At 42.9% G+C, this 18613-nt stretch carries 18 protein-coding genes; 8 read left to right on the forward strand and 10 right to left on the reverse strand.

The window, feature by feature from the left end:
* Positions 1–6: 6 nt before the first annotated feature.
* The 3 genes from ABEF84_RS10180 to ABEF84_RS10190 all read right to left on the reverse strand — a co-directional run bounded on the left by ABEF84_RS10180 (position 7) and on the right by ABEF84_RS10190 (position 3032).
* Positions 7–672: a response regulator transcription factor gene (locus tag ABEF84_RS10180; RefSeq protein WP_347455906.1), complete on the reverse strand. Its 666-nt coding sequence runs from the start codon at positions 670–672 to the stop codon at positions 7–9.
* Positions 673–792: 120 nt separating this feature from the next.
* The gene (locus ABEF84_RS10185) at positions 793–1158 is read right to left on the reverse strand and encodes a NirD/YgiW/YdeI family stress tolerance protein (protein WP_347455219.1); all 366 of its coding nucleotides are present in this window, start codon (positions 1156–1158) and stop codon (positions 793–795) included.
* 116 nt (positions 1159–1274) lie between these two features.
* Positions 1275–3032 carry a GspE/PulE family protein gene (locus tag ABEF84_RS10190; protein ID WP_347455907.1) on the reverse strand — a complete coding sequence of 586 codons (1758 nt, stop codon included), beginning with the start codon at positions 3030–3032 and terminating at the stop codon, positions 1275–1277.
* Positions 3033–3244: 212 nt separating this feature from the next.
* Here ABEF84_RS10190 and ABEF84_RS10195 point away from each other — a divergent pair, with 212 nt between their 5' ends.
* From ABEF84_RS10195 to ABEF84_RS10205, 3 genes are all read left to right on the forward strand, one after another.
* Positions 3245–4495 carry an MgtC/SapB family protein gene (locus ABEF84_RS10195; protein ID WP_347455908.1) on the forward strand — a complete coding sequence of 417 codons (1251 nt, stop codon included), beginning with the start codon at positions 3245–3247 and terminating at the stop codon, positions 4493–4495.
* 114 nt (positions 4496–4609) lie between these two features.
* Positions 4610–5432 (forward strand): IS5 family transposase gene (locus tag ABEF84_RS10200; RefSeq protein WP_141667073.1). Its coding sequence is split into 2 segments (ribosomal slippage): positions 4610–4990 and positions 4992–5432, totalling 822 coding nucleotides; the frame shifts between segments, so codons are not numbered across the junction.
* 104 nt (positions 5433–5536) lie between these two features.
* Positions 5537–6442 carry a hypothetical protein gene (locus ABEF84_RS10205; RefSeq protein ID WP_347473680.1) on the forward strand — a complete coding sequence of 302 codons (906 nt, stop codon included), beginning with the start codon at positions 5537–5539 and terminating at the stop codon, positions 6440–6442.
* 33 nt (positions 6443–6475) lie between these two features.
* Here the strand turns inward: ABEF84_RS10205 and tsaA are convergent, their stop codons facing one another.
* The gene (gene tsaA / locus ABEF84_RS10210; protein ID WP_034583107.1) at positions 6476–7186 is read right to left on the reverse strand and encodes a tRNA (N6-threonylcarbamoyladenosine(37)-N6)-methyltransferase TrmO; all 711 of its coding nucleotides are present in this window, start codon (positions 7184–7186) and stop codon (positions 6476–6478) included.
* Positions 7187–7291: 105 nt separating this feature from the next.
* Between tsaA and ABEF84_RS10215 the strand changes: the two genes are divergently transcribed.
* Positions 7292–8071: a ferredoxin--NADP reductase gene (locus ABEF84_RS10215; RefSeq protein ID WP_034583109.1), complete on the forward strand. Its 780-nt coding sequence runs from the start codon at positions 7292–7294 to the stop codon at positions 8069–8071.
* Positions 8072–8443: 372 nt separating this feature from the next.
* Positions 8444–10858: a membrane-bound PQQ-dependent dehydrogenase, glucose/quinate/shikimate family gene (locus ABEF84_RS10220; protein ID WP_347455910.1), complete on the forward strand. Its 2415-nt coding sequence runs from the start codon at positions 8444–8446 to the stop codon at positions 10856–10858.
* 72 nt (positions 10859–10930) lie between these two features.
* Here the strand turns inward: ABEF84_RS10220 and ABEF84_RS10225 are convergent, their stop codons facing one another.
* From ABEF84_RS10225 to ABEF84_RS10235, 3 genes are all read right to left on the reverse strand, one after another.
* Positions 10931–11113: a hypothetical protein gene (locus ABEF84_RS10225; RefSeq protein WP_034583114.1), complete on the reverse strand. Its 183-nt coding sequence runs from the start codon at positions 11111–11113 to the stop codon at positions 10931–10933.
* Positions 11114–11139: 26 nt separating this feature from the next.
* Positions 11140–11388: a hypothetical protein gene (locus tag ABEF84_RS10230; protein WP_347455911.1), complete on the reverse strand. Its 249-nt coding sequence runs from the start codon at positions 11386–11388 to the stop codon at positions 11140–11142.
* 174 nt (positions 11389–11562) lie between these two features.
* Positions 11563–12186, reverse strand: coding sequence for a cation transporter (locus tag ABEF84_RS10235; RefSeq protein ID WP_347455912.1), 624 nt, complete (start codon positions 12184–12186; stop codon positions 11563–11565).
* 85 nt (positions 12187–12271) lie between these two features.
* Between ABEF84_RS10235 and ABEF84_RS10240 the strand changes: the two genes are divergently transcribed.
* The 3 genes from ABEF84_RS10240 to ABEF84_RS10250 all read left to right on the forward strand — a co-directional run bounded on the left by ABEF84_RS10240 (position 12272) and on the right by ABEF84_RS10250 (position 14488).
* The gene (locus tag ABEF84_RS10240; RefSeq protein ID WP_034584917.1) at positions 12272–12688 is read left to right on the forward strand and encodes a Cd(II)/Pb(II)-responsive transcriptional regulator; all 417 of its coding nucleotides are present in this window, start codon (positions 12272–12274) and stop codon (positions 12686–12688) included.
* A gap of 145 nt (positions 12689–12833) precedes the next feature.
* Positions 12834–14225 (forward strand): tRNA 5-hydroxyuridine modification protein YegQ, encoded by a 1392-nt coding sequence (yegQ, locus tag ABEF84_RS10245; RefSeq protein WP_034584919.1) that lies wholly within the window; start codon positions 12834–12836, stop codon positions 14223–14225.
* Positions 14226–14227: 2 nt separating this feature from the next.
* Entirely contained in the window at positions 14228–14488 is a 261-nt protein-coding gene (locus ABEF84_RS10250) for a YfhL family 4Fe-4S dicluster ferredoxin (protein WP_034584921.1), read from the forward strand.
* A gap of 243 nt (positions 14489–14731) precedes the next feature.
* Here the strand turns inward: ABEF84_RS10250 and ahpF are convergent, their stop codons facing one another.
* The 3 genes from ahpF to ABEF84_RS10265 all read right to left on the reverse strand — a co-directional run bounded on the left by ahpF (position 14732) and on the right by ABEF84_RS10265 (position 18599).
* Positions 14732–16297 carry an alkyl hydroperoxide reductase subunit F gene (gene ahpF, locus ABEF84_RS10255; RefSeq protein WP_347473670.1) on the reverse strand — a complete coding sequence of 522 codons (1566 nt, stop codon included), beginning with the start codon at positions 16295–16297 and terminating at the stop codon, positions 14732–14734.
* A 208-nt stretch (positions 16298–16505) separates the two neighbouring features.
* On the reverse strand, positions 16506–17426 hold the full coding sequence (locus ABEF84_RS10260; RefSeq protein ID WP_347454847.1) for a hypothetical protein: 921 nt from the start codon (positions 17424–17426) through the stop codon (positions 16506–16508).
* Positions 17427–17459: 33 nt separating this feature from the next.
* Positions 17460–18599, reverse strand: a complete 1140-nt coding sequence (locus ABEF84_RS10265) for a toxic anion resistance protein (RefSeq protein WP_347454846.1) — start codon at positions 18597–18599, stop codon at positions 17460–17462.
* Positions 18600–18613: the final 14 nt, after the last annotated feature.

Consider the following 18613-nt stretch of genomic DNA (forward strand, 5'->3'; position numbering starts at 1 on the left):
CTCAATTTATCCTTCAGCCTTATGCATACGATAACCCAACCCACGGATGGTCTTGATCATCTGACTGCCTATTTTCTTGCGCAGCTGATAGATAAACACTTCAATGGCATTGCTTTCTATCTCATCCCCCCAAGCATACAGGGATTCTTCCAGCTGTTCCCGGGTCACTACATGCTCCGGCTTTTGCATCAGTTTATGCAGAATCTGGAATTCCTTGGTGGTCATATTCACCGGCTGGCCGGCCTTGGTCAGCGTTTTCGCTTGCACATCCAGCTCCAAATCTTCCCATTTCAAGATATTACCTTGGCTTTTCTGCTGCAGGCGAATCTGTGCGCGAATCCGGGCAGAAAGTTCTTCCAGGCTAAACGGTTTCACCAGATAATCATTAGCGCCCAGATCCAGCCCTTCCACCCGGTCATGAACCGTGTCTCTGGCAGTAATAAAAATTACCGGTGTATCTTTTTGCAGTTTGCGTAACGTCGTTAGAATTTCATCGCCACTGGCTTGTGGTAGCCCACGATCCAGCAGCACACAGTCATACTGATGCTGTTCCAGCGCCAGAATAGCATGATCACCCCGCTCGACCCAGTCAATCACATAACCGTCCATTTCCAGCCAGGTCTGGATGCTTTCAGCCTGTGAAGCATCATCTTCTGCCAGCAATATACGCATAAACTTTTGTCCTGATGTTTTAAGCTATCATGATGAATTGACAATAAAAAAAGCCACATGCTTTTTGTAATATCGCATATGGCTTTTTTCGTCCAGGCTTTTTCTGCCTAATTCCTTAACTTAGTTGAAACGGACTTCATCGACATCGATTTCAACACGTTTTGCTGGTTTGTAGTCCACGTCTACCTCACCAATGATAGTAATTGGTGTTTTGGCAGACACCGGTTTTCCTTGCCATAACTCATCATCGATTTCGACAGTGATGGTACCGGTGCTATCACGGAACTGATATTTCTCATCACCTACCGATTTCACCACATGACCTTTTAACTGCACTTTGCTGTCATCTTTCATACCCAGCGCCTGTTTGACAGTGACTGTTTTAGCAAATGCATGTTGATTGACCACTTGGTCTTGCGCGATTGCGACAGTTGCAGTTGAACCCATCATGACTACGGCTAACATTGCTTTGATCATAGTTTTCATTTTCAGTACCTTTTTACGCTGCCTTGTTTCGATGAAGCCATTAAAACAGCTGAAGATGAATTGAATCTTAAGAAAACTTCATTTTCATAAAAAAATAAAAATTCATTCACCCAACATTAATTCAGCGGCACAACGCGTAGTACTTCTTCCAGCGTGGTCACCCCTTCCAAGATCTTGCGTGCACCCGCAATTCTGAGCGGCTCAATACCTTCTTTTTTCGCCTGGGCACGGAGTTGGTCTAAATTAGCATTCGCGCCAATCAGCTGCTTGGTATTCAGGCTGAGCGGCATAAACTCATAAATCCCGATACGGCCTTTATAGCCGGTATTACGGCATTCATCACAACCGACCGGATGAAAGACAAACTCAGGACGTGGCAATGGATAATCTGCGGTCAGGTGCTGCCATTCCTGCTCATCCATAAAGCCTTCTTCCTTGCAATGCGGACACAGCGTACGCACCAGACGCTGCGCCAGCACACCTAGAATTGTGGCAGCGGTCAGGAATGGCTGTACCCCAAGATCATGCAAACGGGTCAGACTCGACGGCGCATCGTTAGTATGTAGGGTTGAAAGCACAAGGTGACCGGTCAACGCGGCCTGAATGGCCATATTGGCCGTATCTTCATCACGAATCTCCCCGACCATGATAATGTCCGGATCCTGTCGCATTAACGCACGTACACCATCAGCAAAACCAAGATCAATGCCGGTATTGACCTGCATCTGGTTAAAGCTCGGCTCGAGCATTTCAATCGGATCTTCAATGGTACAGACATTGACTTCTTCGGTCGCCAACTGCTTTAAAGTTGAATATAAGGTCGTGGTTTTACCGGAACCAGTCGGACCTGTGACCAGAATAATCCCATGACTATGGCTGGTCAGCTTGTTCCAGTCATTCAGCAAATGGCCTTCAAAACCAAGCTGTTGGAAACTTCTGACCAGAACTTCTGGGTCAAAGATACGCATGACCAGCTTTTCACTAAAGGCTGTGGGCAAAGTCGATAAACGTAGTTCTGTTTCCTGCCCTTTAGGTGTACGGGTTTTCAGACGACCATCTTGTGGTTTTCGTTTTTCCGCTACATTCATCCGGCCGAGGATTTTAATACGTGAGATAACAGCCGTAAGTGTATTCGCCGGCATGTTGTAAATAGTATGCAGTACGCCATCAATCCGGAAACGGATCTTGCCAGTATCCTTACGTGGTTCCATGTGAATATCACTGGCACCCTGCTCAAAGGCAAACTGCAGCACCCAGTCCACCAACTTGACAATATGCTGGTCATTGGCATCCGGATTCTGGGTATCACCCAGCTGCAATAAGGCTTCCACGCCTTTATTTTCCCGGTCATAAGCTGAGGAACGCTGCGAACCACTGACGGCACGGCTGACCTGATAATATTCAACAATATAACGTTGTAATTGATCTGGACTGAGCAATACCCGTTCAATTTTTCGTGGGCTGATATTTTGCTGCAGGCTGGCCATCCATTCGGTTTGATAAGGTTGATCGGTGGCAATCAGCACTTTATCCGGCTGAATTTCTACTGCCAGAATCCGGTTACGCTGTGCATATTCCTGTGACATGACCGAGGTTAATGCCTGCACATCGGCCTTTAAGGGATCAATAATATAAAATGGCAGACCGGTTTTTTCTGCTAGCCATTGGCATAAGCGGTTTAAAGTTAATGTGCTTTGGGGATGAGATCGGTCAACCAGATTAAAATGGGCGATCCATTGCAAAGGATGCCATTTCAGCTGTTCGCGCTGACGATGTGTGGTCTGGACCAGCATACGGTCACGTTCACTGATTTTCCCGTCTTTAAATAATTGTTCCAGACACCAGCCGGTATCGATTTCGAAGTCAAATTTCATTGTTATAAGTCCCCAAACTTGCCTCCACTATACCAAGTTTTTAGAGACTTTAGGCATGCTCTGTTAGGTCATCTGCCTGATTCTGCAACAGGCTAGCTTTCTTGGACCTTGAGCGTAATTCTCTTTCCTTAATGATGTAATCTATTTTTTCTTGTTCATTTTTTTTGTTTGTCGCTTATAGTTGAAATCATAAGAATAATACGAGATCAGGTATGGATTTGAGTTCGCTTCTCACCACAGACAGTTCTTTTCATGAGCTGCTGACCATATTGACCTCAGCATTAGGTTGCGGCCTGCTCATTGGTCTGGAGCGGGAACGCCATGAACAGCGGGAACAGCAAGCCAGCTTTGCCGGTTTACGTTCTTTTGCCATTTGTGCCCTGCTCGGTGCCTTATGCTTTCTGTTTGGCTCCGCAATTGGTCTGGCAGGTGCGCTGATCATTGGCGGTATGGTGATTTTTTCGATTCAACATCAGTCCAATGATCCTGGGATTACTACCGAACTGGCCTTTGTTATGACTTACTTCATTGGCGCAATCTGTCTGTGGAATATTCCTTTAGCGGCAGGTTTGGCCATTCTCCTTACCGTGATCCTGCGGGCCAAACATTCCATGCATAGCATTGCCGGACAATGGATTACCGAAGCTGAATTCAGGGATGGTTTATTGTTACTGGCATTAGTTTTGATTGGCTTACCCCTAACGCCCGATACTCCACTCTGGGGCAAGGTCCTCAATCCTTATCTGATTTTAAAGCTGTTAACCCTGATTCTGGTGGTACAGGCACTAGCGCATATCGCCAAACGGCTACTCTCCACTAAAAATGCACTGATGCTGTCTTCGATAGCTTCCGGCTTTGTTTCCAGTACCGCGACCATTGCCCAGCTTGGGCTACAAGTACGTAAAGGTGAAATGGATGCTCGCACCAATGCCGGTGCTGCATTGATGTCCTGTATTTCCACCTTGGTCCTATTATTTATTGTGGTCGGTGGAGTGTCCTTGGCCTGGCTGAAAATTTTGTTATTACCTTCCTTTATTGCGATGGCAATTCTGGCGGGTTGTGCCTTTTTACTGATCCGTAAGGCCAAACCGCCTGAAAATAATAATAAAGAAGATAGCCAGATGTTTAGCTTGAAAGAAGCCATTATTATTGCGACCGCTCTCACTTTAATTCAGGCGGGGATTTATGGACTGGAACTCTGGCTTGGCGATGCAGGGTTACTCGCTGGTACATTGCTAGCTTCGCTTTTTGAGATCCATGCAGCCATGGCCAGTGTCGTGATACAGGGAGATCCATCCGATGTCCGGCTCATTCAAGCTTTATTAATTGGTTTAGCTGCACATGCCATAGCAAAATCGGTAAATGCAGGACTGACCGGTGGTTTGAAATATGTCCTGTACTTTGCACCGATCCAGATTCTGCATATGGCAGTTTTGATCGGGATTTTATGGTGGATGCTTTAGAAAAGAAATAATTTTTCATATAATAATCATCGACAAATCTTAATTTTGTCTAATTTCTTTATAAAAAATAAATAGACCTCTTGCGAAAGTAAAAACTACCTCAATATAGATTTCATGAAATATCAGAAATTAAACCGTTTTTCAGATTCTGAATTCAAGCGCTTGGTTGGTGTACCTCGACCAGTTTTTAGTGAAATGGTCGAAGTTTTAAAAGAAGCAGAATCACTTAAAAAGAAATCTGGGCGTCCTCATACTTTAGCTATAGAGGATCAATTATTATTAACACTCAATTACTTACGGAATTACAGCACTCAATTGGAATTGGCTGCAAATTACCATATCGCTGAAAGTAATGTGAATCGAACTATTAAAAAGGTTGAAGATGCATTAATGAAATCAAGACGTTTTACCCTGCCAAAACGAAGCATTACCACAGCAGACGAACAATTTAACTGGGTAATTATTGATGCGACAGAATGTTCAATAGAACGCCCGAAAAAAAAATCAGAGTAAGTTTTACAGTGGTAAAAAGAAGAAACATACGTTAAAAGCCCAAGTGATCTATCATCCGAAGAGCAAACAAATCATAGGAGTAGATATATCGTCTGGCAGTCAGCATGATATTAAATTGGCAAGAAAAACAGTTAAGAAATTCAAACATTGTGACTATGTTATGACCGATTTAGGGTACTATGGGTTAGAGCAAGATGGCTTTAAGTTATTGATGCCAATAAAGAAAAAGAAGAATTTCCCCTTATTTGATGCTGAGAAAAATTACAATAAAATGATTGGAAAAATACGAGTTGTAATCGAACATATTAATAGTCAATTGAAAAGATTTAGAATACTAAGTGAACGCTATCGAAATAGACGAAAAAGATTCGGTTTACGCATTAACTTAATCGCTGCACTGGTAAACCGGATGAACTTGCAATAACGACTTTCGCAAGAGGTCTAATCAAATAGAGTTATAAAAAATGAAATTTAAAACACTTTCTTTATCGCTATTTTCTGCTTTTTTATTGACTGCTTGTGGAGGTGGTGGAAGTAGCAGTGACTCTTCCAATAGTACAAATCCTCAAAAATGGTTCAGCCAATACTGAAACAACAGAAAATAATACAGGTAATACAGGTAATACAGGTAATACAGGTAATACAGGTAATACTAACCCAAATAATGAAAATAATACTGTTTCGAAATTTGCTAGTTATTACTATCCTGGTATTGGAATCCAAGCAGCCAAAGAAACGTTTACACTTATTGGAGAAAAACTGTATTCAGATCGCACACCAAATACATTACGGGCTCCACAAATCGCATATCACTATTTAACTAAAGATCATCATTACGATATTTCCAATGTCAAGACACAATATGGCTATGAAATTGGAACTCTCCAACGTCTAAATAATGAGTGGATTCAAAAGCCTTATTCATCTAAAAATCACAATCTATTAACTATTACACAAACTGTTAAGACAATTCCGCTCGATGGCAAACTATTAGCTGAATATATTGATAACGAATACTTTAAAGCCAAACAAAGTGATTATATGGCTTTATTTAAAGACGTTAAATTTGATAAAGGTGCAGAATGCATAATGGTCGAATCCGAAAATGCTTCTGAAGAATATGTGATGACGCCTTTTTACCATCTGAATGCTTACTCATCTGTAAAAGATTTTTACGGAGATAGACCAACAGTAGAAAAGAACTTTGCAGGATTCAAAGTTTATTTAAATGGAGATACCTTAGTCGAAGATGATGAATCCGCTCTAGTAGAAGCAGACGGTAAATTTTTCTATGCTGACTATTATAAAGCTGGTAAAAATTTTGATTGGTATGAAGCCAATCCACTTCTAGATCATGAATGCGATCTCTTTAATGAGCAAGCTCAGAAATCTATCGATACAGTACTAAGTGCAGTACTAAGTGGATTTAAATAATCAAGATTATAAAGGAGCCTTCTGGCTCCTTTGTTATAGCTCAATTTCTTCTATCAACACCGACGTGTCATTGACACTAAATTTGATATTAAAATCGGCAAAACGCATTCCATAAACCCGTTCCGGATCATCCTGATACGCGGGACGTGGATCAAGCGCAAGTACTTCCAAAAGTTCGCGAATGGTATGTTCCGACAGCTTGTTTTCTTGAATCAACTGATTTCTTTCCAGTTCTGCCTGTTCAGACCAGACCACATATTTGCGTACCGGTTCATCTTGCGCGTAGCCACTTTGCGCTTCAGGTACTGAGTCAGAATACTGGATATAAGGTTTAATATCGATAATCGGGGTGCCGTCTAGCAGGTCACTGCCCGTCACATACACTCGAACTGATTTACCGACTTTTTTAACTTCTTTCAGCTGCACCACAGACAGCCCGATTGGTGATGGCCGGTACATGCTACGGGTGGCAAAGACACCGATTTTCTTGTTGCCACCCAAACGTGGTGGACGGACTTGTGGGCGAAACTTACTGTTTTCCTGATGCTTATTGTCATGAAACTGCCACAGCAGCCATAAGTGACTGAACGCCTCAATCCCTTCAAAAGCCAACAGGTCATTGTACGGCCACTGCATTTCAATATAGGACTCGACATCCACTAAATTCGGCTGACGTGGGATGCCGAACTTTTCTTTATAGGGAGATTTCATTATACCAATTATGGGTATGGTTAATTCTTGCATAATCACTTTTTTTGATAAGCTCAATTAAATATATTCAGTTTATCGAGAATGAATTTGGTTTAGAATAGCAGCCTGTTCTAATTTGATAACTTATTGAGACCTTTAATGGCTGCTTTTAACGTCGAAAAGATTACTCACGTCCACCATTGGAATGACACTTTATTCTCTTTTAAAACGACTCGTGACCAAGCTCTGCGTTTTAAAAACGGTCAGTTTGTGATGATCGGTCTTGAAGTCAATGGTAAGCCGTTAATGCGTGCATATTCAATCGCAAGTGCAAACTACGAAGAAGAATTAGAGTTTTTCTCAATTAAAGTGCCAGATGGTCCGCTTACTTCTATCCTGCAAAAAGTAAAAGTCGGCGACGAAATCCTGGTATCTAAAAAACCGACAGGTACCCTGGTTCTTGATGACTTAAATCCAGGTAAAAACCTGTACCTGCTTTCTTCTGGTACTGGTCTTGCTCCTTTCCTTTCTGTGATCCGCGATCCAGAAACTTATGAACGCTTTGAGAAAATCATCGTCGTTCACGGTACTCGTTACATCTCAGAACTAGCGTATCAAGACCTGATCCTGAACGAAATTCCAAATCATGAATTCTTCGGTGAGTTAGGTGCAAAAGAAAAACTGATTTACTACCCAACAGTAACTCGTGAAGAGTTCCACACTCAAGGTCGTGTAACGACTGCAATTGAAACTGGTGCACTATTCGAGAAAATCGGTCTGCCACGTTTCAACCCTGAAACTGACCGTGCAATGTTGTGTGGTTCTCCTGCATTCCTGGACGACGTTGCTGCACTACTGGATCAACACGGTCTGAAAGAATCCCCACGTATGGGTGTTCTGGGTGACTACGTAATTGAACGTGCATTCGTAGAAAAATAATCTGCAAAACACCTTTTGCGATCTAAAAACGCATGCTTAAAGCATGCGTTTTTTATATCCAGAAAGTCTTAATTTAAAAGAATTACCTCGATCTATTCTCTACTTAAAATTTCTTATAATTAGCGAACTTATAGAGCTACAATTGTTTAAAACTATAAAATAAATGATAAATATCAATACTCACATTATATTTTTTAGTCAAAAATTCATTCTTAAATGTTAGAATATGTAACTGTAATTGATTTCTCCTGAGGATTTATCCTCGCTAAAGACTTAGTTACATAAACTCTGTAAACTTTTAATTCGATCTGTTTAGATCCCATTCTCCTGTTTCACCGTTTATGCAACCAAGCCGTTTTTTATAGGCAAGGTATGAGCACTGAACAACCCTCCTCTATCGAGCGTACAGGGTCTAAAGTCTATCGATATTTTGTTGTCGTGCTGACTTTACTTGTTGCGCTGTACTTGATCATTCAAGGCGCTAAATTACTCAGCCTCGGTGGTACAAGTTATTATCTCATCGCAGGGATTGCCTATGTTGCAATCGCCATTTTCTATGCGATGAAAAAAGCCCTTGGTTTCTGGCTTTCTATTATTACTTTTATTGCAACCTTCCTCTGGGCAATTGCTGAAGTTCAAGGTTTAAGCTTCTGGCAATATATCCCACGTCTGGTGGTTCCAACTATTCTGTTTGTCCTCAGCATGTGGGCAAGCAAAAGCCTGCCAGCACTCGATGCTGTAAAAATCAAAGCTGCCAATCTTGTTGGCTTTGCCGGTTTCTTTGCCTGTGTCGCAGCCCTGATTGCTGCATTCTTCCCACACGGCAAAATCCTTAATCCTGTTGATATCGTACAAGACCCTGCACTGGCTAAACCGAATGCAGAAAACCCTGACAACTGGGAATATTTCGGTCGTAATGGTAACGGTACCCGCTTTGCACCGTACACTGACATTACCCCTGAAAATGTCAAAGATCTGAAAGTAGCTTGGACTTATCACACTGGTCGTGATACTTCTGCCGGTGTCGATGAAAATACACCAATTCAGATTGGCAGTACTTTATATTCATGTACACCGACTAACATCATTTCAGCAATTGATGGTGACAGTGGTAAAGCACTTTGGAAATACGATCCACATGCAAAAACTGCAGAGCATATTACCTGCCGTGGTGTTGGTTACTATGATGCAACTAAAGACAAATCTTTAACTGCAGCAGACCTACAAGCACCTGGTATTAAAGCTTGTCCACAACGTATCCTGACTTCTACTGTTGATGGTCGTTTAATTGCCTTGAATGCTAAAACTGGTGCTTTATGTCCAGAATTTGGTACTAACGGTCAGGTCGATGTTCTGCATGACATGGGTCCAACTGAAAGTAGTAAACGCTACCACCCAACTTCTACTCCGCTGATCGCTGGTCATGTCGCTGTATTAGGTGGCTGGGTACGTGATATCGTACATGGCGAACCTTCTGGTGTCGTGCGTGCTTATGACGTTCGCACAGGTAAATTGGCATGGGCTTGGGATGTTGGTAATCCTGAACTGGTTGGTGAACCTAAAGATGGCAAAGGCTTTACTTTAGAAACACCAAACATGTGGACTATTCCAACCTATGACAAAGACCTGAATCTGGTTTACTTGCCTACAGGTAATGGTCCTCCTGACTACTGGGGTGGTGACCGTAACGCAGCGAAAGAAAAATTTGGTTCTGCAATTGTTGCGGTAAATGCCTTAACTGGTAAAACTGTTTGGACTTATCAAACTGTTCACCATGATGTCTGGGATTATGACTTGCCGTCACAACCTGTGCTTTATGACATGACTGATGATCATGGCAAAAAAGTTCCAGCATTGATTCAAACTACCAAAATGGGTCAAATCTTCGTTCTTGACCGCCGTACTGGTAAACCAGTCACTAAAGTTGAAGAACGTCCAGTTGACACCAATGGTGCTGAAGGTGAAAAACTTTCTCCTACCCAACCATTCTCTGTTGGCATGCCACAAATTGGTAATGCAACATTGACTGAACAGGATATGTGGGGTATTTCAACTTTTGACCAATTGGCTTGTCGTATCGACTTTAAAGACTCTGTCTATAACGGTCTATACACTGCACCAGGTGAAAAACCATATATCGAATGGCCTAGCCTGCTTGGTGGCTTCAACTGGGGCGGTATCTCCATTGATGAATCTACTGGCATGATGTACGTCAACGATATGCGTATGCCACTTCGTATGTCATTGGTTCGTAAAGAAGATATGAGCAAATACCATATCTCAACTGACGAAGTACCAGGATTCATGGGTACAGTACGTCCACAATTGGCTGGTCCTTATGCGGGTGTGAAAATTGACATCATGCAGTCTAAACTGGGTGTTCCTTGTAACAAACCACCGTTTGGTACCATGACTGCCATCGACTTGAAATCTAAAAAAGTCGTTTGGGAAGTGCCAATGGGTACAGCCAAAGAATTGGGGCCATTAGGTGTTAAAACCCATATGCCAATTCCTTTAGGTATGCCTACACTGGGTGGTCCTACTTCAACCGCTTCTGGTCTGGTGTTCTTCGCCGGTACTCAGGATTATTACCTACGTGCGTTGGATTCAAAAACTGGTAAAGAAGTGTGGAAAGCTGAGCTTCCTGTTGCTGCCGTGGCTGCACCACTGATTTATAAATCTCCAAAAACTGGCAAACAATATGTTGTGATTTCTGCAGGTGGTGCAAGCCACTCTAAAGATGTTGGCGACTATATCATTGCCTTTGCTTTACCTGATCAAAAATAATTTTTTGACTGTTAAAGAAAAAACCGAAGCTTAGGCTTCGGTTTTTTTTATATGCAGCATATAGAAAATAAATTAACGATTTACACCTTCCTGATTTGCAGAACCAGAACAGCCTGCGCCGCCACCGATCACAAAGCCGCGTTCAGCTTTACATGAACCAATAACACGACCATGAGAATCATAAGTGGTTACTGTAGAAGCGCAGCCAGTCAGTACCAATGTTGCTGCAAGTGCGATAAGTGCTGTAAGTTTCATTGTCTTTCCCCTCTAAAAATTCAGGATTAATTTAATTTGATTTGCGCTTGGCTAGGTGGTACAGGTAACAGCCCCGTCTTTTCATTGACGGCATTGTAGTTCACGCCAATGGCATCACCTGAACCACCACAAACTGCCGATGCAGTTGAAAGCAGACCACGAGTAGCCTTACATGAACCAATCACCTGACCGGCTGCATCGTAAGTCACCACCATGGAACTACACCCCGTCAGCAGCAGAATTGTCGAAATAGCAAATAGTTTTTTGAAGTTCATTGTTCCCCCTCAAAAACAATAAAAATTTAAATCGTCTAGTTATATGACTGTTTTAAGATTACGCGAGAGATTCTTTCTAAATTTACTTGATTTGCAAAGCTCTATTTTTCCACCAATTTAGACTAATGAGGCCATAAAAAAGCCACCCGAAGGTGGCTTTTTCTCAAATCAGAATTAGATGGACGGCTGGCTTGTTGCCCGTTCGACCAATGCCTGCTTCACAATCTGATAACCTGCGCTTAATCCCAGACTTGCCATAATCACGGCAACAATCATATCTGGCCATAAACTACCGGTTCCAAAGACGCCAACCGCTGCCAGAATGACTGCGACATTGCCAATCGCGTCATTACGACTACACAGCCATACGGATTTCATGTTGGAATCTCCCTCTCGGAAGGCATACAGAATCACAGCGGTAATAACATTGGCCAGCAAAGCAAGAATACCAATAATCCCCATAGTGAATGCTTCAGGCGGAATCCCAAGCATATAGGCATAAATCACCTTAGCTACCACGACTAACCCAAACACAGCCATAGTCAGCCCTTTGACCAAAGCTACAGTTGCACGCCAATACAGCCCTGCTCCCAGTACTGCGAGAGAAATACCATAGTTCACCGCATCCCCAAAGAAGTCCAGTGAGTCCGCCCACAATGAGGATGAATGTGCATAGGCTCCGCCCACCAGTTCCACAATAAACATCAATAAATTAATGAACAGGGCAATCCATAATGCCATACGAAATTTGCTATTTGGCTTGATCGGTGCCGGTTCATGACTGCAGCTACAGGCCATATTTTTCTCCGATGATTTTTTATCCTAAATGCGATACAGTCATTAGAAACTATGGAGTAACTCCAAGGTCAAGCACGAGGTACGCATGTCTTTTTATTTAATTTCTGAAGTGGCGAAAAAGGCCCATTTAACTACGGATACAGTGCGCTTTTATGAGAAACGTGGCTTTATCAAGCCGAATTTTCGAGCAAACAATCAGTACCGTTATTTTGATGATGAAGCACTGAAACGCTTACTTTTTATCAAGCGTTGCCGCGATCTGGATATGTCCTTAAAGGAAATCGAAACCCTGATTGAACTGGAACAAAATCCTGACCAGAACTGTGCAGCAGTTAACGAGATTATTGATCTGCATCTAGAGCATATCACCAACAAAATGAAAGAATTAGAAGCTTTTAAAAACCAGCTTTCAGAACTTCGCAATAGCTGCAATACACCGACGACCGTTGACCATTGTCAGATTCTAAAAACGCTCGAACAGACAGATTCAGACGACATATAAACACTATATTTATTTCAGTTTTACTTATTTGATAATGTTGAAAATATCAACAAAAACCATGATTTCCGAGTGAAATACTTGGTTGAATCCTGTTTCCAGATACATAAAATAAAGACGTACTTTTTATAGGTCATTTGATTTCATCATGAGCTTAACTCACGTTACTGAACTTCTCTCACCTGCTGGCTCCCTGAAAAACATGCGTTATGCCTTTGCCTACGGTGCAGATGCGGTATATGCAGGCCAACCTCGTTATAGTCTGCGTGTTCGTAATAATGAATTTGACCATGAAAATCTAGCGATTGGGATCAAAGAAGCGCATGAGCTTGGCAAAAAGTTCTATGTCGTGGTGAATATCCAGCCGCATAACTCCAAGCTGAAAAACTTTATCCGTGACCTTGAACCTGTGGTGGCAATGCAGCCGGATGCACTGATTATGTCTGATCCTGGCCTGATCATGCTGGTACGTGAGCATTTCCCGCACATGGACATTCACCTGTCTGTACAGGCCAATGCCGTGAACTGGGCGACCGTGAAATTCTGGAAAAATATGGGTCTGACCCGTGTGATCCTGTCACGTGAGTTATCCATTGAAGAAATCGAAGAAATCAAACAGCAAGTTCCAGATATTGAAATTGAAGTGTTCGTACATGGCGCACTGTGCATGGCCTATTCTGGTCGTTGCATGCTATCTGGTTACATGAACAAGCGAGATGCTAACCAGGGCGCCTGCACCAATGCCTGCCGCTGGGAATACAAGGTACTTGACGCCAAAGAAGATGAAACTGGCGATGTGATCCCGGTGAAAAATCTAGATTCAGGCTGCTGTTCAAAAGATATCGATCAAGAACATAAAGAAGCACAACATCAGTTCAATGAGCCTGTGCTGTTGCAACGTAATGATGAAGACATGTTCGCAGCCGAAGAAGACGAACATGGCACCTATTTCATGAATTCCAAAGACCTGCGTGCAGTACAGCATGTGGAACGCCTGACCAAAATCGGCGTACATTCACTGAAAATTGAAGGCCGTACCAAATCCTATTTCTACTGTGCACGCACTGCCCAGATTTACCGTAAAGCTATTGATGATGCGCTGGCTGGCAAACCTTTCGACCCTTCACTAATGACTCAACTTGAAGGACTGGCGAACCGTGGTTATACCGAAGGTTTCCTGCGTCGCCATGTACATAGTGAATATCAAAACTACGAAAATGGCTCTTCCAGCTTCGACCATCAGCAATTCTGTGGTGAAGTGCTGGAACGTAACGGCGATTACATCAAGATTGACGTAAAAAACCGCTTTGTCGTGGGTGATTCTCTGGAACTGATGACCACCAAAGGTAATATCACCTTTACTCTGACTGAAATGAAAGACAAAAAAGGCAATCCGATTGAAGAGGCCAAAGGTTCAGGTCATGTGGTGGAAATTCCAGTGCCTGCAGATGTAGATATGCAGTATGCATTGCTGATCCGTAATCTGCCGACATCAACTGCGGATATTTCTGCCTCTTCACTGGCTTATCAGGCGAGCTAAACATGGCACTGCTGATTACCGATAAATGCATTAACTGCGACATGTGCCTGCCGGAATGTCCGAATAATGCCATTTATGAAGGCGACAAAATTTATGAAATCGACGTGAATCGCTGTACTGAATGTGTCGGTTTCTATGATCACCAAACCTGCGTTTCGGTGTGTCCAATTGAGTGCATTATTCCGCATCCAGAGCATGTAGAAAGTAAAGAAGAACTGATGGAAAAATTCAAAGGCTTGAATTTATTTAACTCTAGAACCTGATTAAAAAATGGCATGTTTCGTGCTTTTCAAGGATCAGCCTTGGGGGAAGCAGAATAATAACAAGCCAAAACAAAAACAGTGTGGAGGAAAGGAACAGCTCGAAGTGATTGGGGACACTTCTAGCTGATCTAAAAACAAAAAAAGGAACCCGGTGTTAGCGTCCCGGATTCCTGTAAAAAGGGAATTAAATACAACAGTCGTTGTATCTAGCACCTGGGTTTGGGGAAGCCCAGGTGCTTTTTCTTATTGGCCAGAACGGATGATATAATCGAATGCAGACAGTGATGCTTTGGCACCTTCACCAGTCGCGATGATGATCTGTTTGTATGGAACAGTGGTACAGTCACCTGCAGCAAATACACCTTTCACATTGGTTTCGTTGCGTTCGTTAATCACGATCTCACCACGGTTGGTTAACTCAACTTTAGTTTCTTTTAAGAAATCAGTGTTAGGTAACAAACCGATTTGTACAAAGATACCCGCCAATTCAATGGTGTGCTCTTCATCAGTTGCGCGGTCTTTGTATTTCAAGCCAGTTACTTGTGAACCATCACCAATCACTTCTGTAGACAGGGCATTTTTGATCACGGTAGTATTCGGTAAGCTGTTCAGTTTGTCTTGAAGCACCTGATCCGCACGTAGTTTGGTATCAAACTCAACCAGAGTCACATGCTCAACGATACCAGCAAGATCAATCGCTGCTTCTACGCCAGAGTTACCGCCACCAATCACGGCAACACGTTTACCTTTGAACAATGGACCATCACAGTGTGGGCAATACGCAACACCACGGGTACGGTATTCTGCTTCACCCGGAACGTTCATCTCTCTCCAGCGGGCACCAGTTGAAAGAATTACAGTTTTAGATTCCAGTTTTGCACCATTTTCCAGAGTGACTTCAACCAGACCATTGGCAGTTTCATCTGCACCTTTGATGTCAGAGACACGTTGCAGGTTCATGATATCCACACCGTATGAACGGACATGTGACTCCATTTCAGCGGCAAACTTTGGACCTTGAGTTTTTTGAACTGAAGTGAAGTTCTCAATGTCCATGGTATCCATCACCTGACCGCCCATGCGTTCAGCTACGATGCCAGTGTTAATACCTTTACGTGCTGCGTAGATCGCTGCAGTGTTACCTGCAGGGCCACCACCGATGACAAGCACATCAAATGCATCTTTAGCATTGAGTTTTTCAGCTTCTTTGGCTGCAGAGTTAGTGTCCAGTTTGGCAATGATTTCTTCTAAAGTCATACGACCTTGGCCGATGTGTTCACCGTCCTGGAATACCATTGGTACTGCCATAATTTTGCGTTCTTCCACTTCTTCCTGGAAGAAAGCACCATCGATCATGGTCGTAGTTGTGCCAGGGTTGTAAATCGCAATCAGATTCAAAGCCTGAACCACATCTGGACAGTTATGGCAGCTTAAAGAAACAAACACATCAAAATCTGATTTGATATTCAGGTCTTTAATAGACTGTAAAACTTCATCAGAAACTTTCGGTGCATAACCAGAAGTTTGTAGCAATGCCAGAATCAAAGATGTGAACTCGTGACCCATTGGCAAGCCTGCAAAGAACACACGAGGCTGTTCACCAGCTTTTGCCACACCGAAGCTTGGTGCACGTTTGTTTTGACCGTCGAAACGTGCAGTCACTTGTGGTGAAAGCACAGCGATTTCTTCTACCAGTTCTTTAATTTTGGCTGATTTGTCAGAAGCGTCCAGAGTGGCAACCAGTTCGATTGGACCTTCAAGGCGTTCCAAAAGGGTTTTAAGTTGAGCTGTTGTATTTTGATCTAACATTGCTAACATCTCCAAAGGAGTAATCATTCATTCGATGAAGTAATCATAAGAAAAATAAAGAAACAGGTAAAACAGGTAGTTTTTATACAAACAATCGCTTTTTTAGATTAAAAGCTATTTTTCAATTTAAGATCAAAGAATTGTGTTTGGCTAAACTTTACAAATGGAATCGCACTTATCATATTCACCATTCACACAATTTTGACCGTTAATGGATACGCTGTTCAATCCGCAATGAGCGTTTTTTAATGATATTCGCCAGTCCATAAAAGATCAGGCTCAACACAGCTGATATGCTCAGCACCATCCAAATCAGGATTTTCACCCAACTTTCCAGACGGCTGGCCTGCTGTACTTGTGGTGTGACAGTTTCAGCAAGCGGTGTCATGGTCTTGCCATACACCTGTTGCTGCATGGTCCAGAGCTGTTCCGGCTTGAAACCATATTCTTCAAAATTTCGATCATTCTTTTCCGCCTGAATCAGTCGCAGTACATGTGGTCGGGCTGCAGACAGATCAGCAGGATTATGCAACAAAGCGGTTTGCGCCAGCAAATAGGACTTCACCGGTGCTGCCACCTCTTCTGTCTCTGACAGATAACGCGCCATTTCGCTGTCGTTGATATTACTGTCATAATACACCACTTTCTGGTAAGCATCGTCATGATCACCGTTCAGATCATGCTGCCAATAGGTGAGGCCACTCCAGATCAGAATAAAGGCAAGCAGCCAGCCGACAAATTTCTGCACAAAGGACTGAAATTTGACATAGAAGTAACGGATTTTTTTCAGGAAGTGCATCACAAAGAATGCACCAATAAAGGAAGAAAATAGTTTCAAAATCAGCCAACCAAACCAGCTGAGCAGGTTCAGGAAATAGTCCGGGCTGTCCCCAATACTCGCCAGATTGGCATCCACACTGACCGGTAAATGCAGCTGCTGTACTTCAGTACTCAGGCCAAAGAATCCATAAACCAGTTCCTGATGCAGAAATAAGCCAATGATCGAAACTATAGCGACCGTAGTTGTGGTGACACCGAGCAGCATCAGGCGATGCTGCCGATTTTTCAGTGCCACTACACCCTGCTCGATTTCCCGAGGATTTACTGCATACTCATCTAATGGGGGCAAACCAGACTCCTCTGCGTGAGCCGGAATCAATCCTTAGTTCGATTCAGACCCGTCTGTACTCGATTCAATGACCAGATAATTGAGATTATCCTGTAAGGCTTTCAGACGCGCAGTCGCTTCAGTACGTTTCTGCATGCCTTCTTTCTGAATCTTGATGACATCATTTACTGTATTAATGAGGGTGTTCTGGACGTGTTCAAGCGTTTCTACGTCAATCACTGAACGCTGGTTGGCACGTGCCGTATCTACCGAGTTCTGATGCAGCAAATCCGCATTCCGGCGCAGCAGTTCATTGGTGGCATCATCAATGCTATTTGCTAATTGAACACTATTCTTCTGCTCATGCAGGGAAATCGCCAAACTGATCTGGTTCTTCCAGGCCGGTAAAGTAATGTTCTTGATCGCATAAAACTTATCGACCAGCATCAGATTATTGGACTGGATAATACGGATCATGGGTAAGGTCTGCATTGCGGATTGTTGCAACACCTGCAGGTCACTAATACGTTTTTCCAGATTATTCGCGAGATGATTCAGGTCATAAATTTTCTGGGTGGTGGTCTGATCCTGTGGCAAGGCAGTCAACTCAGCAATTTCATGTTGCAGTTCCTGCTCACGGATACGACCAGCGGCAATATGAATCCCAAGCTGCTTATATTCTTCCTGTACGCCCTCGAACATTTTATCTAGCGTCGAAACACGTGCTTTTAGCCCAGACTGTGAGGTTTCAATTTCCTTGACCAAGACATCTATCTGTTCCTTGGTAGTATTAAAGTGTGCATCAAAACTCTGTTTGGCACCCTTAAATTTATTCAGCAAATTACCAAAGAAACCAGACGTTTTGCTTTTACTCAGGATACTGGATGCATTCAGCTGCTGTGCTACTTGCACCACCTGATTCAGTTTATGCCCGGTCGCATCCAGATCACGGTTCTGTACCAGATTCAGCAATTCATCGGTATAGGTCGAAGTTTTGGTAGCAATATTTTTGCCGTATTCAGCTACGGCAGTATGACTCATCTCCTGTAATTCTTTGCGTGCTGCCAGCACCTCCTGAAAGTCCTCAGGCTTTAAGCCCAGTTCTTTCAGGTCCATTTGCTGAAATTTCTGTTCAGCAAGTTCATTTGCTTTTTCTTGGTTATCAGGCAGATTTACAGTATCAGGATTGGTCATAGTTCACCTTATAT

The organism is Acinetobacter sp. ANC 7912, from assembly GCF_039862785.1.
Classification (GTDB): Bacteria; Pseudomonadota; Gammaproteobacteria; order Pseudomonadales; family Moraxellaceae; genus Acinetobacter; species Acinetobacter thermotolerans.

What these genes read in the sequence shown, in the direction of transcription:
- ABEF84_RS10215 (WP_034583109.1), top strand. Translation starts at nt 7,292, where the DNA reads ATGGCTGCTTTTAACGTCGAAAAGATTACTCACGTCCACCATTGGAAT.
- ABEF84_RS10235 (WP_347455912.1), bottom strand. Translation starts at nt 12,186, where the DNA reads ATGGCCTGTAGCTGCAGTCATGAACCGGCACCGATCAAGCCAAATAGC.
- ABEF84_RS10185 (WP_347455219.1), bottom strand. Translation starts at nt 1,158, where the DNA reads ATGAAAACTATGATCAAAGCAATGTTAGCCGTAGTCATGATGGGTTCA.
- yegQ (WP_034584919.1), top strand. Translation starts at nt 12,834, where the DNA reads ATGAGCTTAACTCACGTTACTGAACTTCTCTCACCTGCTGGCTCCCTG.
- ABEF84_RS10180 (WP_347455906.1), bottom strand. Translation starts at nt 672, where the DNA reads ATGCGTATATTGCTGGCAGAAGATGATGCTTCACAGGCTGAAAGCATC.
- ABEF84_RS10240 (WP_034584917.1), top strand. Translation starts at nt 12,272, where the DNA reads ATGTCTTTTTATTTAATTTCTGAAGTGGCGAAAAAGGCCCATTTAACT.
- ABEF84_RS10250 (WP_034584921.1), top strand. Translation starts at nt 14,228, where the DNA reads ATGGCACTGCTGATTACCGATAAATGCATTAACTGCGACATGTGCCTG.
- ABEF84_RS10220 (WP_347455910.1), top strand. Translation starts at nt 8,444, where the DNA reads ATGAGCACTGAACAACCCTCCTCTATCGAGCGTACAGGGTCTAAAGTC.
- tsaA (WP_034583107.1), bottom strand. Translation starts at nt 7,186, where the DNA reads ATGCAAGAATTAACCATACCCATAATTGGTATAATGAAATCTCCCTAT.
- ahpF (WP_347473670.1), bottom strand. Translation starts at nt 16,297, where the DNA reads ATGTTAGATCAAAATACAACAGCTCAACTTAAAACCCTTTTGGAACGC.
- ABEF84_RS10190 (WP_347455907.1), bottom strand. Translation starts at nt 3,032, where the DNA reads ATGAAATTTGACTTCGAAATCGATACCGGCTGGTGTCTGGAACAATTA.
- ABEF84_RS10195 (WP_347455908.1), top strand. Translation starts at nt 3,245, where the DNA reads ATGGATTTGAGTTCGCTTCTCACCACAGACAGTTCTTTTCATGAGCTG.
- ABEF84_RS10230 (WP_347455911.1), bottom strand. Translation starts at nt 11,388, where the DNA reads ATGAACTTCAAAAAACTATTTGCTATTTCGACAATTCTGCTGCTGACG.
- ABEF84_RS10225 (WP_034583114.1), bottom strand. Translation starts at nt 11,113, where the DNA reads ATGAAACTTACAGCACTTATCGCACTTGCAGCAACATTGGTACTGACT.
- ABEF84_RS10265 (WP_347454846.1), bottom strand. Translation starts at nt 18,599, where the DNA reads ATGACCAATCCTGATACTGTAAATCTGCCTGATAACCAAGAAAAAGCA.